Genomic DNA, 13,687 nt, shown 5'->3' on the forward strand with positions numbered 1-13,687 from the left:
GTTGGCAAGGGTATGGGCGGCTCGGGACGAGTTACATGACAATAGTCAAGCCGGGCGGTTATGGTATCGGGGCCGATCATGACGAAAGGGCTGGCGCCCCGGGGGCGGCTTTGGCATAGCGGGGGCACGCACCCAGCCGGGGGACATGGCCGTCGACGCCGTGGAAAAACGCAAGGGGATGGCCACGTGGCGCATGAATTACAGAAATCGATCGCGCGGAATTCGCTGCTGATCCGGTCACTGCCCGATCAGCATGTGACTACGCTGCTGAGCCACGCGATCTGGCGGCGGTATGAGCGGGGCGAGACCCTGTTTTTGCAGGAGGAAAAGGCACACGCGATCCATGTGGTGATCGACGGCTGGGTCAAGCTGTTCCGCATGGCGCCCACCGGGTCAGAGGCGGTGGTGAGCGTCTTTACACGCGGCGAGAGCTTTGGCGAGGCGGTCGCCTTGCGCAACATGCCCTATCCGGTTTCCGCCGAGGCGGTGACGGCCTGCGAGGTGATGCATATCCCCAGCCATGTCTTTGTCTCGCTGATGAAGGAAGACCCCGAGATCGGGATTTCGATCCTGGCCGCGACCTTCACCCATCTGCATTCGCTGGTGGCGCAGCTTGAGCAGCTCAAGGCGCATACCGGGGCGCAGCGGGTAGCGGAATTCCTGCTGAACCTGGCCGATTGTGAGGACGGGGCCTGCGAGGTGATTTTGCCCTATGACAAGATGCTGATTGCCGGGCGTCTGGGGATGAAGCCCGAGAGCCTGAGCCGCGCCTTTACCCGGCTGAAGACGGCTGGGGTGACGGTAAAGAGAAACCATGCCGAGATCGCCGATATCGAGACCTTGCGCGACTATGCCGATAGCGATCCCGCAGAGAGCTGGAGCAGATCATGAGCGAGCGAATGAGGTCCGTGCTGGACGCCATCGATGCGGCCAACGCGGCGGACCCGAGGATGGACGAGGGCCAGCCCGAGGCGCTGCTTTATGGCCAGCGGATGAGCGAGGAACTGGCGCGGCTGGTGCCCGAGGCCTCGGAGGTGTTGCAGATCGCGGCGCGGGGTCAGCATGTCGAGCGCTGGAAGCGGGCGCGCAGTGAATACCCCGAGGGCCGCGCGGGCTATCTGGCCTGGCGCAAGGCGCAAGGCGTGTATCACGCGGACGTGGTCATGGGCATGATGTCCGGCGCCGGGTATGGCGCGGACGAGGTGGATGCCGTGGGTCGGATGCTGCGCAAGGAAAGCATCAAGCGCGATGCAGAGGTGCAGGCGTTGGAGGATGTGATCTGTTTCGTGTTCCTCAAATGGTATTTCGCGCCCTTTGCCGAAAAGCACTCAACCGAGAAGATCCAGCGGATCGTGGAGAAGACCGCTCGGAAGATGTCGGCGGAGGCGCGGACGCGAACGTTGGAAGAGTTCGATCTGCCCGAGGATCTGGCGGCGGCCTTCAGGGTCTGATACGGTTCGGGTCGACTATAGGCTTTCACTGGCTTACTGGCGTGGTGCACCTGTCATGCAAGTGACGGGTCGCAACCCGAAGTGAGAGTAGCTGCCTCTGTACGTATTGCGGCTGTCCGCAGCCAAATCTTGCCTCCTGATCTCCTGAACCAGCAAGAAAACTCCGAGCAAAGTGTCGCTGTGTTGCCGCCTGCGTTTTGGCAACGGCAGGCTGATTCTGCAGCGGCATCTTGCCTGTGATTGCAAGTGGCCTCGCCACGACGCCAAGTCGGGCTTCCCACAACACAGGCAATGAAGGGAAGACCAATGTCACTTGCAAACACTGCTGAACGACAAATGCTCGACCTGATCAATCAGGAGCGGGCCTCTGCGGGATTGAACCCCCTGAGGCTGAACACGCTTCTGAACGAGTCCAGCGAGGATCACAGCCAATGGATGATCGACACGGACGTTTTTTCCCACACTGGCGCGGGGGGCTCGACCGCGACCGAGCGTATGCGGGCCGCCAACTATCCGTTCGAGGGGTCGTGGTCGTCGGGTGAAAACATCGCCTGGCAATCGGAACGTGGAGCCGACGGGATCTCTGACGATGTCGTGCAACTGCATCAGGGTCTGATGAACAGTCCGGGACACAGGGCCAACATCCTCAATCCCGATTTCACCGAGATCGGGATCGGGATTGAACGTGGGGACATGGATGGCTTTGACGCGGTCGTGGTCACGCAGAATTTTGCGCGCACCGATGGCGACACCTCGGCAACCATTGAGCCGGACACGGGGCCAACGCCGGACCCCACAGCAGAACCCACGCCCGAGCCGACACCGGAACCAACGCCGGAACCGACACCCGAGCCCACGCCTGATCCCGAACCCACACCGGAGCCTGAGCCGACGCCGGAACCCGAGCCGACGCCAGAGCCGGAACCGGAACCCGAGCCGGAGCCGACACCGGAACCGGATCCTCAGCCGGACTCTGGCTGCGATGACAGTCCAAACATTCATTTCGGAACCGCCGATGACGACAAAATTGCGGCCACAGGTGACTGGGCCATGGTCTTTGCAGCCGCAGGCAATGACGATGTCACGGGGTCTGACGGGCACGACTATCTGGACGGCGAAGCCGGCGACGATGCCATGGCCGGTGAGGCCGGCGACGACTTCATGGTCGGCGGCGAAGGAAACGACACCCTGAAGGGCGGTGACGGAATGGATCTCCTCGTCGGCGGCGCGGGGGACGACACCATGACCGGTGGAGCGGACGCAGACTATTTCGACTTCACGGCTGGCAACGACAAAATCACCGACTTCACGGCTGGTGAGGATATCCTGTTCCTGGATGCTTCCCTTCTCGGCAACAACCGCAACGCCCGGGATGTCTTTGCCAAGAATGCCGAGGTTGTCGACGGCAACACCGTCGTCGATTTCGGCAACGACACCTCGCTGACGTTGATGGGTGTGACCGAGGTAGATGAAATAGACGTCTATTCCTTCATGTGCTGATCAGGCTTTTGCTTGTGATCGCCTGAGCCGGGGGCGCAGCAGCCCGACATGCTGCGCCCCCGGTCATTTAAGCGTTTAGGGTTGAACCCGCTCAACAGCTCTTGCCACAATGCCGCTTCTGGGAAGCCCCCATCGGTCACCAGGAAATATGCGACCGCCTGTCCGCACAACGATTTTTTGGCAAACGTGTTCGCCTGGTTCAAGCCCCAATCTGGACATCGACCAGCAGCTATGCGCACCGTGAACTATGTCGCTGACGCAAGACTTCGAGCAAATTCTAGAAACTGCTCTGCCAACCGATCCCAGCTTTCAGCGGATCGAACAGGCGGTGATAGACAGGTGCATTTGTGACACCCGACGGTACGCTTTGGAGGGCTCCAAAGAGGCCTTTCTGTTCTCCGCAATGCGCCTACTGGCACTTCCCGACAACGGGCACACACGGCTGATTCCGAACGATGCCATCTCAGTGCTCCCGCTAAGGTTTGTGAGCGTCGGAACGGCCCTGCATTTAATTGGTACGGCACCAGAAACAACTGCACCAAGAGGAGAGTTGATTGCCGTCAACGGCACACCTTTGAGCCAAATCGAAGCCGCCTCAAAAAGATTTCTGGCGGGAACGCGTCAAAGGAAACGGGTCATCGGATCGATTCTTCTCGCGTGGCCGTATGCATTGGCTCGCCTGGGTTTTTCCTCGAAAGACGATACGACCGAGTATCGCGTGCAAGACGAGAATGGGCAGATAACCGATTTCAAAGTGGAGAACGGGTATACGGTTCCTGCATCAACGCTCTACCCGAGAAACGAGCATGGCAAAGCCGATCCGGCCTGGAAACCCGAGAGATTTGTGGAGATTAAGGACTGGCAGGGACTTGGGCTTTCAATATTGTTGCCAAGTTTCTTCGATCCAGGCGAAAGTGCGCTGCCGAAAGCCATCTCAGGTGCAGCAGAACAAGTAAGCGCCTGCTCGAACAAAACACTCTTGATTGACATTCGCGGAAACACCGGTGGCGACTTCCTTCAAACGATGCCCTTGATCGACGCCATCTCTGAAAACGCAAGCAGACAGGTTGTTGTGCTTGTCGATAAGTTCACGTTCTCCGCAGCGATAGTGTTTGTCGCCATCCTCAAACATCGTTTGGGACGTAGGCTCAAACTCATCGGGGAAGAAATGGGCGACGCGTTGATGTTTTTTGCTGAGGGCGGTTTGCTCGATTTGCCGACCAGCGGAGCGGTCGTTCGATATTCGTCGGCCTTTCACGACTGGGGGAACGGAACCAGCGATGAAACCACACCGGCCGAGATCGCGCGGCAAATAGTCCCGGCTGGAGCACTGGATTTGGATTGGGAATGGACCGCAAAACCTACGGCTGAGGATGCACACGGCGCGTTCTATCAACGAGTTCTCAAAAGTCTGAGCAATTAGACGAACGGCAGGAAAGTCCCGCAGACCGGACCTCAGATACTGGTGACGCGGCGCATGTTTGGTGAGGATGGCAGGGGCTCCTCCGAGAGCCATCACGGCAACACTTCCTCAGATCATGTAGAGTACAAAAAGCAGCAGGGTGAAGCCGGTCAGGATTGTGGTGAAACCGCGCAGCCAGGCGGGGCTTTGGGTGAGCTCTAGGTAGTGGGCGAGGATCGTGCGGGCTTTGATCAGGGCCAGGAACAGGATGGCGCCGCCCAAAATGGTGGGTGGCATGGGTGTGGTGGTCAGCAGTGCTGTGGCCAGGCTAAGGGCTAGCAGGGTGAGCCAGGCGCGGGTGGTGGTGTTTGGATTTGCGTATTTGGGGCGAGAAGAAGCCATGTACGTCATCCCAGCAGGTAGATCACGGGGAAGATCAGGACCCAGATCAGGTCGACCATGTGCCAGAATTGCGCCCCGGCCTTGATGTTGCGGGGGAGGTCGCGCCAAGCGACCAGAGCAAGGATGGCGACGCCTGCGGCCACATGGGCGGCGTGGAAGCCGGTGAGCAGGTAGTAGAACATGAAGAACGGGTGCGTGTCGAAGCCGATCCCCTGTGCTGCCTTGTCGGCGTATTCGACGCCCTTGATGATCAGGAACACGACGCCAAGCGCTGCGGCCGCGATGAGCGCCGCGCGGGCGTGCAGGCGTTTTGCGGCGTCGCGCAAGGCAAGCGCCTGCGCGGCGAGGTAGCCGGAGGTGATCAGCACCACAGTGTTGAGCGCGGCGCCGGTCTGGTAGAGGTGGGATTGTGCCTCGCCAAAGCCTGCGGGGTCGGTCAGGCGCACTGCCATGAAGGCGGCGAGCCCGGCGCCGAAGACCAAGAGTTCGCTGATGATCAGCACCCACATCATCAGCTCGCCGGGAAGTTCGTCGATCAGAGACGCGTCGCTCATGCGCCGACCAGTTGGCGGTAGATCTGCGGCAGGGCCATGGTCAGGCGGTTGGGGTCGGGGATGACGGCGAAACCGCCCTGCCCGAACATGCGGGGGAACCAGCTTTTGCCGGTCTTGTCGATGGTGACGCCGAAGACCGATTGGCCGACGCGGCGGGCCTCGCGGATCGCTTGCCGCGTGTCCTCGATGCCGTGGCGACCCTCGTAGTGGTCCAGATCGTTGGGTTTGCCGTCGGTGATGACCAGCAGCAGGCGGCGTTTGCGCGACTGGGTGGCGAGGTCGGCGGAGGCATGGCGGATGGCGGCGCCGAGGCGGGTGTAGAAGCCGGGGCGCAGGGAGGCGATGCGTTGTTCGACGGCCCAGCCCATCGGTTCGCCGAAGGATTTGCAGCGCTGGATGTAGACGCGGTGGCGTTTGAGGGAGCTGAAGGCGTGAATGGCGAAATCGTCGCCGCAGGCGTTGAGGCCCCAGGCGAGCGCGGCCAGCGCCTCGCGCTCGACGTCGATCACGGCGCGGCCCGAGACGGCGCTTTCGGTGGAGCGGCTGATGTCGAGCAGGATCGAGACCGCAAGGTCGCGGGCGACGGGGCGGGATTGCAGCCAGATGCGGTCATTGCCTTCGCCCGCGGCGCGGCGGTCGGTTTCGGCGCGCACGGCGGCCTCGATATCGAGCTGGTCGCCGTCGAGATGGCCGCGGGTCATGACGCGGCCCGGGCGCAGCGCCTCGAACTGGCGTTTGACGGCGCGGATGCGGCGGGCGGTGGCGGGGTCCTTGCCGAACTCGGCGGCGTCCTCGCGGATGTCGGCATCCGAGGTCAGGACGTTGACGTGATCGGGCAGGTAGGCGCCGGTGCGCACGTCCCATTCGGGGTAGAGGATGCGGCCCGAGAGACGCTCGCGGTCGACATCCTCGGGGGCGAGGTCTAGATGCAGTTTCAGTTTGGTGGGCGGGGCCTTGGAGATCTGGCCGAGGCCGATCTCGTCCTGATCATCGGCGGCCTTTTTGGCGTTGTCGGGGTCGTCGTCGTCCACGCGGCGATTGAGGTTGAGGAATTCGGCCCAGCTGAGGATGGCCTCGAACTTGTGCAGGATGAAGCTGTCGCTGCGCTCGGCCTGATCGGATTTGCGGCGGCGGGCGCGGTGGGTTTTCTCGTTGGATTCCTCGGGCGGGCCGTCGGTGTCGCGGCTTTCGACCTCGTGGTGTTCGGAGAAGCCCACGGCGCGCAATTCGGGCCAGAGGGGGACCGGGCGGAAGGGCTGGTAGCCGCGCGGGGCGGTGATGGAGGGATCAAGCCGCTTGGAAGCGGCTTGGCAAGCGGTTTCGAAACCGCTTGAAGGCGTTTGCAAACGCCTTGCCTGTTCCGAGAGCGGGTTCGGATCGCCAAGCATATGGCGCACCAGTTCCTCGACCGCGGCCTCGACCGGCGGCAGGTTCGGTACTGCGCGCTGGTGCAGCAGGCCCTTGCAGAGCTCGGTGTAGAGCGGACGCAGGCCGGGGGCGTTTTTTAGTGTGGCCGCGACCATCTCCTGCGCCGCTGCCAGAGCGTGGAGATCGGCGCGCAGGGGGTCGTCCTCGTCAATCCGGTTGCCTGCGTGCGCGGCGGCGGCGGCCAGCCAGACATAGAGCGCGCCATTGGCTGCGCGCGAGGGGTAGACGGCCAGTTGATCCGGCAGGCGCAGTACCTCACCGTCGAAGCTGGCGCGGGGCAACAGCTCGGCCTCGGTCGCCAGACGGCGGCGCCAGCCGAGCCGGTGGTGCGAAAGCTCGGGCGAGACCGGGCGCAGCTCGACACCCGGCGCGCCGCCAAGCCCCCGGAAAAGGACTGCCAGCCGCCCCGCGACCTGCGTAAGGTCGACCGCGGCTCCATCATGCACCTCAGGTGCATCGAGGCGGCTGGCAAGGGTGTGCCACAGTTTCCCGATGGTTTCTTCGGGTTCCCATGGCTCGAAATCGATCCTGACCATCGGCCGGCCTCACCCAAAGACGGCCGTGACAAGATCGAGGAGCCCGCGTTTGATATCCTCGTCATCGGTGAGAGGTTCGATCATCGCCGCAAGGATGGCGCGATCAGTGGACATGCCCTGCGCGATCAGAGTGGCGGCGTAGACCACGAGGCGGGTCGAGACGCCTTCCTCCAGATCCTGCCCCTTGAGGCCGCGCAGTTTGTCCGCGAGGCGCACCAGTGGTTTGCAGCGTTCCAGCGGCAGACCGCTTTCCTCGGACACGACCTTGGTTTCCAGCTCGGGCGACGGAAAGTCGAATTCGACCGAGATGAAGCGTTGCCGGGTCGAGGGTTTGAGGGTTTTCAGGATGTTCTGGTAGCCGGGGTTGTAGGAGGCCACCAGCATGAAGCCGGGAGCGGCCACCAGTTCCTCGCCCGTGCGGTCGATGGGCAGGATGCGGCGGTCGTCGGTCAGCGGGTGCAGTACGACGGTGACGTCCTTGCGGGCCTCGACCACCTCATCGAGATAGCAGATGGCGCCTTCGCGCACGGCGCGGGTCAGGGGCCCGTCGACCCAGACGGTTTCCCCGCCCTTGAGCAGGTAGCGCCCGATCAGGTCGGCGGCGGCGAGGTCATCATGGCAGGCCACGGTGTAGAGCGGGCGGCCCAGCCTGGCGGCCATATGCGCCACGAAACGGGTCTTGCCGCATCCCGTAGGCCCCTTGAGCAGGACCGGCAGGTTATTGTTATGCGCTGCGGTGAACACATCGCATTCATCGCCCTGCGCGAGGTAGAAGGGGGCGTCAGCCGCCCCCGTTCCAAGGTTCAATGATCCATCCATCTGCATCACTCCGCAGGTGTTTCGGCCGCGCCGGGTTCAATGATCTCTTTGCGCGGCACCCACATGGCGTAGATGAAGACCAGCGCACCGATCACGACCACCAGACCCGAACCGAAGCGCATCCAGTAGAAGATCGCGATCTGGTCCTGCACGTCCATGAAGTAGTCGCCCAGCACCCGTTGCAGGTGGGTCTGGATGGTGCCGGCGAAGGTCAGCACGAAGGTCATGAAGACCATACCGCCGGTCATCAGCCAGAAGGACGCCATGTTCAGCACCTGATTATAGGGATCGCGGTTGCGCAGGATCGGCATCGCGTAGCTGAAGATCGCCAGGTTCAGGGCGACATAGGCACCGAAGAAGGCCAAGTGACCGTGGGCTGCGGTGATCTGCGTGCCGTGGGTATAGTAGTTCACCCCGTGCAGCGTGTGCAGGAAGCCCCAGACACCGGCGCCGAAGAACGCGAGCGTGGCGCAGCCGAGCGACCACAGCAGTGCGGCCTTGTTCGGGTGGTCCCGACGGCCCTTCCAGACCATGACGAAGGCAAAGGCCATCATCGCGAAGAAGGGGATCACCTCAAGCGAGCTGAAAATCGAGCCGATCCACTGCCAGTAGGCCGGGGTACCGATCCAGTAGTAGTGGTGGCCGGTGCCGAGGATGCCCGAGAAGAGAGCAGCGGCGACGATGACATAGAGCCATTTCTCGACGATCTCACGGTCGACACCCGTCAGCTTGAGCATCAGGTAGGCCAGGATCGAGGCCATGATCAGCTCCCACACGCCTTCGACCCAGAGGTGGACGACATACCACCAGTACTGTTTGTCGAGCGCCAGGTTGCCCGGGTTGTAGAAGGCGAAGAGGAACAGCAGCGCCAGACCCCAAAGGCCCAGAAGCAGGATGTTCGAGATCGCGGTCTTCTTGCCCTTCAGAACCGTCATCGAAACGTTGTAGAGGAAGATCAGCGCGGCCACGACGATGCCGAGCTTGACCCATTTGGGCTGTTCCAGGAACTCGCGCCCTTCCTTGCCGAGGAAGTAGTTGCCCTCGAACAGGTTGAAGACGTAGGTGAGCACCACGCCCAGCGTACCGATCACCAGGATCGCGAGCTGAATATAGGCCAGCTTGGTCGAGTGGATCTCACGCTCGGCCTCTTCCGGGATCAGGAAATAGGCGGCCCCGAAGAAGCCGGTGATCAGCCACACGATCAGCGAGTTGGTGTGCAGCATCCGCACGATGTTGAACGGCAGCGACTCGGACAGCGTGTTGGGCGAGACATAGATCCAGCCGGCGAGCAGACCGCCCAGCACCTGGATCGCGAAGAGGCCCATGGCTACGGCAAAGTAGACCAGGGCGATTTTCTGGGATTCGTATTTCATTGCTCCGTTCCCTCCTTAGCCCGCGTCGTTGGGGGGCCAGTCCTGAGCGTCGATATTGTCCGTCCAGATCAGGAAGTTGCTCAGATCGCGGATTTCTTCGTCGCTGAGGTTGAATTGCGGCATCTGGCGGCGGCCTTCGATGCCGGTGGGTTGCGCCTCCATCCAGGCCTTGAGGGTTTCGAACGCCTCGTCAGGGTCTTCCAGGACGCCCCAACGGGTCATCACGTTGGCGACCTCGGGGGCGAAATAGGCGCCCTCGCCCAGGATGGTGTGGCAGTTGATGCAGGCGTTGTCCTCCCACACCCGTTTGCCGCGGATCACACTGTCATCCAGTTTGTCGGCATTGGTCGAGGTGGTGACGATGTAACGGTGTGAGTGGAAAGAAAGCCCCAAAAAGATGAGGATAAAGAACAGTGACCCGCCATAGAATATGTTGCGGGCCATGGACTTGGTCATGACTTCGCGCATTGCGCTCTCCTTTGCGCCGCGTTGCTGGTGCGGGGAGCATGGCGAGGCGGCGCGCGGAGCGCCTTAACGAAAGTCAAGGCTGGGGGAATGGGTGGCTGGCGTTTAGGGGCCGCTTACGGCGTTACAATGCGCCCGGAATTAGCCAGTTGTCGGGGGTGCGTTCGGTTGCGCCAGGGGTTGAGGCCCTTATCGGTCGCTGTCCGCCCTGTCTGGCGTCCACGGCTCTCGCCCGACCATCCGGTCTGCTTCCGCCGTGATGTCGTTCATATGCTGCTCAAGGTTCTGACGCAGCGCCTCGATCTGCTCTTCACTGGCCTTGCGTGGAACAGTTTCGGTCCATTCGCGGCAGATGAACACGCCATCGTTCCGCCAGGGTCGCGGCAACAACAGCCGGTCCCAGGTTCCGGCCTCGCGCCCGTGACGGGCGGAATAGGTGATGCCGAAGATCCGCTTGCCCGACGTCCGCGCCCAGATCAGCGGCACGGTTGAAGAGATCCGCTCGGGACCCCGGGGGCCGTCGGCGGCGATGCCGATCGAGATGCCCTGTTTCATCTTGCCCAGCACCTCGCGCGACAGGGCCACGTGGCGCTTGTGGCTGGACATGGCGATGGTGTCCATCCCGAAGAGCTGTTGCACCCGCCCCACCATGCTGCCGGCGCGCGCAGCCGAGGTGATCGAGCAGATCCTGCCCTTGTCCAGCGGGAAGAAATAGGGTGACTGCGCCAGCCGCTGATGCCAGAGCACAACGATGACCGGCTCGCCCTGCGCGGCCAGTTCGTCCAGCTCCTCGTACCCGATGCGCTGCCATTTGGTGTTGCGATGCACCAGGCGGATATAGCCCGCGATGCGCCGGGCGATCCAGTTCAGCACGGCTTCGCTGTCGGCTATCTTCTTTCGCAAACTCAACGGGCGCATCCTTATTGCTGGCCGAACTTGTCTTACCGTTCTCACCGGGTCGCGCAACTTCTTTGTGGGGCAGGCAGGGGCGGCGGAAAGTGAAAAAAGCCTCTTGAGTCCATCGCGCCGCTGGCATATCTGAGTGCACGCCTTAGGGGTATAGCTCAGTTGGTAGAGCGACGGTCTCCAAAACCGTAGGTCGCGGGTTCGAACCCTGCTGCCCCTGCCAAATCTCTCAATGCCATGCAGATTACGCCACGCCGTTCGAAGGAAGTCCCGTGCGGGGTTTCCGGCTTGCAGAATGGCGGTGTTTGCCCTGCCCACTCGCGAATGTTGATTGCAACGCCGTGGGAGAGCAACAGCGTCGGTCCGATGAGAACCGCCGCAAGGCCTTGGTTGCGAACGGAAAAACTCCGTCACCTGAGCCGGCCCTGTGGGGGACGGAACTATTTTTTCGAAAAAAGTTAACGATATGTGATCCAGTTTACTGAACGGGCGGCGGATTCATGCCACATTGGGGATGTTAATGAGTGAGTGTTTAACTGTTTATTAGAACACAAGTTTTTTGAACTTCTCCCTGAGATTAGGGCGCGCAATTGATCTGCGCGCCCGCTTTTATTTTTGGGCGTCACCCCAACGTCTCCGGCACAGCCTACTGTGCGATAGATATGCCGAAGTATCGGGCCTGTGACCCCGACTGTTTTGCCGCAACTCCGATTGACCAAAATGCCCGCCGGACCGGAGATCTCGAATATCGGTGGCCCACGTTACTGAACTGGCCGGCGACTCTTGTCAGATTACGGGCGTTGACGAGTGAATGTGAGTGTTTTTGCGTTTGTGAGCGTCTAGCGGAGGTCATGCCATCATGCCCAAACTCATGGAGTTGAACAAAAAAGACCTGGCAAAAAATCAAGTCAAAATCGGGGGTTACCTCGTCGCCATGGTGGAAGAAAGCGGACGCCGCCGTTGGACCCGCGCTTACGAAATTCGACAAGGCCCGTTCCGATTGGAAGAAGAAGAAAACCAAGAAATCCCTTCAGGCGTATTCGAAAGCGCTCGACGATCTGAACAAGGCTTTCGAGAGCTTCAAGGACAAGAAGAAGCTGGCGGAGAATGTGCAGAAATCGGATCTTCAGAAGGAAATTACCAGTTGGCAGGGCGAAATCGCCAAACACAAGAAAGAGCTGCCGAAGAAAACGAAGCCGGTGGAGAAGTCCGACGATGAACACATCGCCAAACTGCTGGCGAATGTGGATGATGCGGCCATGGAGAAATGGGCCTACTCAAGCTGACCCAGCATCCTCGCGGCCATCTGGAAGCGCCCAGTTGCAAATGGAGGGCGTTTGCCCGCATTAGCCCGGGCGCAAGCGCTGTAATTCAGCCCGCAAGATCAGTTCGACCCGGCCACAGACCCGGAGCTTTCGGCTTCGTCCGTGCGGTCGCTGTACCGCACCCGCATCTGGATGGCCTGAATAAACCGGCTTTTGTCGACGAGGGCAGACAGGAAATCGCCCAGATAGTCCCCGTGCAAGCCCGCCTCGATGGCGGCATCGAACGCCGCCTCGCCTTGTTCGAACCGCTCCTCGCGAAGCAACACCAAAGCGTTGATGAACTGAGTGTAGCTGTCGCCGGGTTTCAGCTGCAATGCTCGGTCAATGGCGGCACGGGCCTGCGGGAGCCGATCCAGTTCCATGGCAATTTCGGCATGCAGCCGGTGATCGTAGTGATCTGCCTCCTCAAGCGCGACACTGCGTTCGATTTGGGTCAGGGCCGCAGCATAATCACCGTCGCCGGCCAGAAGTTTCGCGCGCCAGAACAGCAGGTAACTGCTTGCGCCAGCCTGCTTTTCAGCTCCGGCCAGCAGCTCGTTTGCCTCGGACCCGCGGCCAAGCGCGACCAGTGCCCGCGCCTTGCGCACATATCCGTCGTCGGCTGCCGGCCAGGCTTCGATAACCGCATCGGCGTCCTTGAGCGCCTGCTTGGGGCGGTCCAGATTCAGCAGGATCAGGGACCGGCGCGAGCGGGCCGAAATGTAGTCGGGGTCGATCTCCAATGCGCGGGTCACGTGATCGAACGCCTCGTGCCATTTGTCCTGCTGAGACAGGACATAGGCCAGCCCGTATTCCGCGTTCGCATCCCAGTCGTTTTTGGCAAGCGCAGTACGAAACTGCTCCAGCGCAGGTTCGTATCGGTCCGCATATGCCAGCACCCAGCCCAGTTCGCGGATCGCCCAGCGATAATCGGGATCCAGGGCCAGCGCCGCGCGCATATAGCCGGTGAACTCATCGAGATCGATCTGTCTGGCATGGTATTGGCTGGCGGCGAGACCCGCCACGTTCTGGCCCCGGGGTTTGCGCGCCACCGCCTGGCGAAACAGCTCGGCGGCCGGAGCATAGTCGTCGCGCATATACAGAATCCAGGCGCTCCCCTGCAGTCCTGGTTCGGCCTGCGGGTCGATGGTAAGGATGTCGCCAAAGGTCGCATCGGCCCGGTCCAGATCGTCGACGTTGATGTATGACCAGGCCAGGCTGTCCAGCATTTCGATCCGCTGACCATCGGACGCCCTGTTTTCCTCAAGACCGCGCGTGCAGATTTCAATCAGCCGCTTGGCGGTGTCGTCCCCGGCGATACAAGCCGAGGCGTAGGTCAGCTGCGAATCCGTCAGGAGGGGCTTGGCGCTGGCATCTCCGCCCGATGCGACGGCGGCCAGCAGCACGGCGAGCAAGAGGCCGGGCAGCGATGCGGGCGCGGGTGAAAAATCTGTTTGGCGTCGTGTCATTTGCCGCAGAATACGCATGAATGTGCAAAGAAAAAGGCCGCTCTTGTTGAGCGGCCTTTTTTTGGTTTGGTTTGTTCG

At 61.5% G+C, this 13,687-nt stretch carries 14 protein-coding genes and 1 tRNA gene; 6 read left to right on the forward strand and 9 right to left on the reverse strand.

What is annotated here, in order from left to right; translation table 11 throughout:
• Positions 1-186: 186 nt before the first annotated feature.
• From GOX53_RS13620 to GOX53_RS29820, 3 genes are all read left to right on the forward strand, one after another.
• A complete protein-coding gene (locus GOX53_RS13620; RefSeq protein WP_171177190.1) occupies positions 187-891 on the forward strand; it encodes a Crp/Fnr family transcriptional regulator in 705 nt (234 codons plus the stop codon).
• Positions 888-1,451: a DUF4202 domain-containing protein gene (locus GOX53_RS13625; protein ID WP_171177191.1), complete on the forward strand. Its 564-nt coding sequence runs from the start codon at positions 888-890 to the stop codon at positions 1,449-1,451. The genes GOX53_RS13620 and GOX53_RS13625 overlap by 4 nt, the downstream gene beginning before the upstream one ends.
• Before the next feature lie 306 nt (positions 1,452-1,757).
• A complete protein-coding gene (locus GOX53_RS29820) occupies positions 1,758-2,951 on the forward strand; it encodes a CAP domain-containing protein (RefSeq protein WP_171177193.1) in 1,194 nt (397 codons plus the stop codon).
• Here GOX53_RS29820 and GOX53_RS13635 read toward each other — a convergent pair.
• A complete protein-coding gene (locus GOX53_RS13635; RefSeq protein ID WP_171177195.1) occupies positions 2,933-3,154 on the reverse strand; it encodes a hypothetical protein in 222 nt (73 codons plus the stop codon). The two genes, GOX53_RS29820 and GOX53_RS13635, sit on opposite strands and share 19 nt — an antisense overlap.
• Positions 3,155-3,198: 44 nt before the next feature.
• On the opposite strand from GOX53_RS13635, the gene GOX53_RS13640 reads away from it, so the two are divergent.
• Entirely contained in the window at positions 3,199-4,374 is a 1,176-nt protein-coding gene (locus GOX53_RS13640; protein ID WP_171177197.1) for a peptidase S41, read from the forward strand.
• 108 nt (positions 4,375-4,482) lie between these two features.
• Here the strand turns inward: GOX53_RS13640 and GOX53_RS13645 are convergent, their stop codons facing one another.
• The 7 genes from GOX53_RS13645 to GOX53_RS13675 form a co-directional block, all read right to left on the reverse strand.
• A complete protein-coding gene (locus GOX53_RS13645; protein WP_254446557.1) occupies positions 4,483-4,755 on the reverse strand; it encodes a cytochrome C oxidase subunit IV family protein in 273 nt (90 codons plus the stop codon).
• 5 nt (positions 4,756-4,760) lie between these two features.
• Entirely contained in the window at positions 4,761-5,309 is a 549-nt protein-coding gene (locus GOX53_RS13650; protein ID WP_171177201.1) for a cytochrome c oxidase subunit 3, read from the reverse strand.
• A complete protein-coding gene (locus GOX53_RS13655) occupies positions 5,306-7,273 on the reverse strand; it encodes a nitric oxide reductase activation protein NorD (RefSeq protein ID WP_171177203.1) in 1,968 nt (655 codons plus the stop codon). Before GOX53_RS13655 ends, GOX53_RS13650 begins: the two co-directional genes overlap by 4 nt.
• Positions 7,274-7,282: 9 nt before the next feature.
• Entirely contained in the window at positions 7,283-8,092 is an 810-nt protein-coding gene (locus GOX53_RS13660) for a CbbQ/NirQ/NorQ/GpvN family protein (RefSeq protein WP_254446558.1), read from the reverse strand.
• 5 nt (positions 8,093-8,097) lie between these two features.
• On the reverse strand, positions 8,098-9,465 hold the full coding sequence (locus GOX53_RS13665) for a cbb3-type cytochrome c oxidase subunit I (protein ID WP_171177207.1): 1,368 nt from the start codon (positions 9,463-9,465) through the stop codon (positions 8,098-8,100).
• A gap of 15 nt (positions 9,466-9,480) precedes the next feature.
• Positions 9,481-9,933 carry a cytochrome c gene (locus GOX53_RS13670; RefSeq protein ID WP_171177209.1) on the reverse strand — a complete coding sequence of 151 codons (453 nt, stop codon included), beginning with the start codon at positions 9,931-9,933 and terminating at the stop codon, positions 9,481-9,483.
• Between the two features lie 186 nt (positions 9,934-10,119).
• Positions 10,120-10,839, reverse strand: coding sequence for a lysophospholipid acyltransferase family protein (locus tag GOX53_RS13675; protein ID WP_171177211.1), 720 nt, complete (start codon positions 10,837-10,839; stop codon positions 10,120-10,122).
• Between the two features lie 144 nt (positions 10,840-10,983).
• Between GOX53_RS13675 and GOX53_RS13680 the strand changes: the two genes are divergently transcribed.
• Positions 10,984-11,059, forward strand: a tRNA-Trp gene (locus tag GOX53_RS13680).
• 636 nt (positions 11,060-11,695) lie between these two features.
• Complete coding sequence (locus GOX53_RS13685) at positions 11,696-12,055, forward strand: hypothetical protein (protein WP_171177213.1); 360 nt, start codon at positions 11,696-11,698, stop codon at positions 12,053-12,055.
• A gap of 165 nt (positions 12,056-12,220) precedes the next feature.
• Here the strand turns inward: GOX53_RS13685 and GOX53_RS13690 are convergent, their stop codons facing one another.
• Positions 12,221-13,609, reverse strand: a complete 1,389-nt coding sequence (locus tag GOX53_RS13690; protein ID WP_171177215.1) for a tetratricopeptide repeat protein — start codon at positions 13,607-13,609, stop codon at positions 12,221-12,223.
• Positions 13,610-13,687 lie beyond the last annotated feature (78 nt).

This window comes from Ruegeria sp. HKCCD8929, assembly GCF_013031405.1.
Classification (GTDB): Bacteria; Pseudomonadota; Alphaproteobacteria; order Rhodobacterales; family Rhodobacteraceae; genus Ruegeria.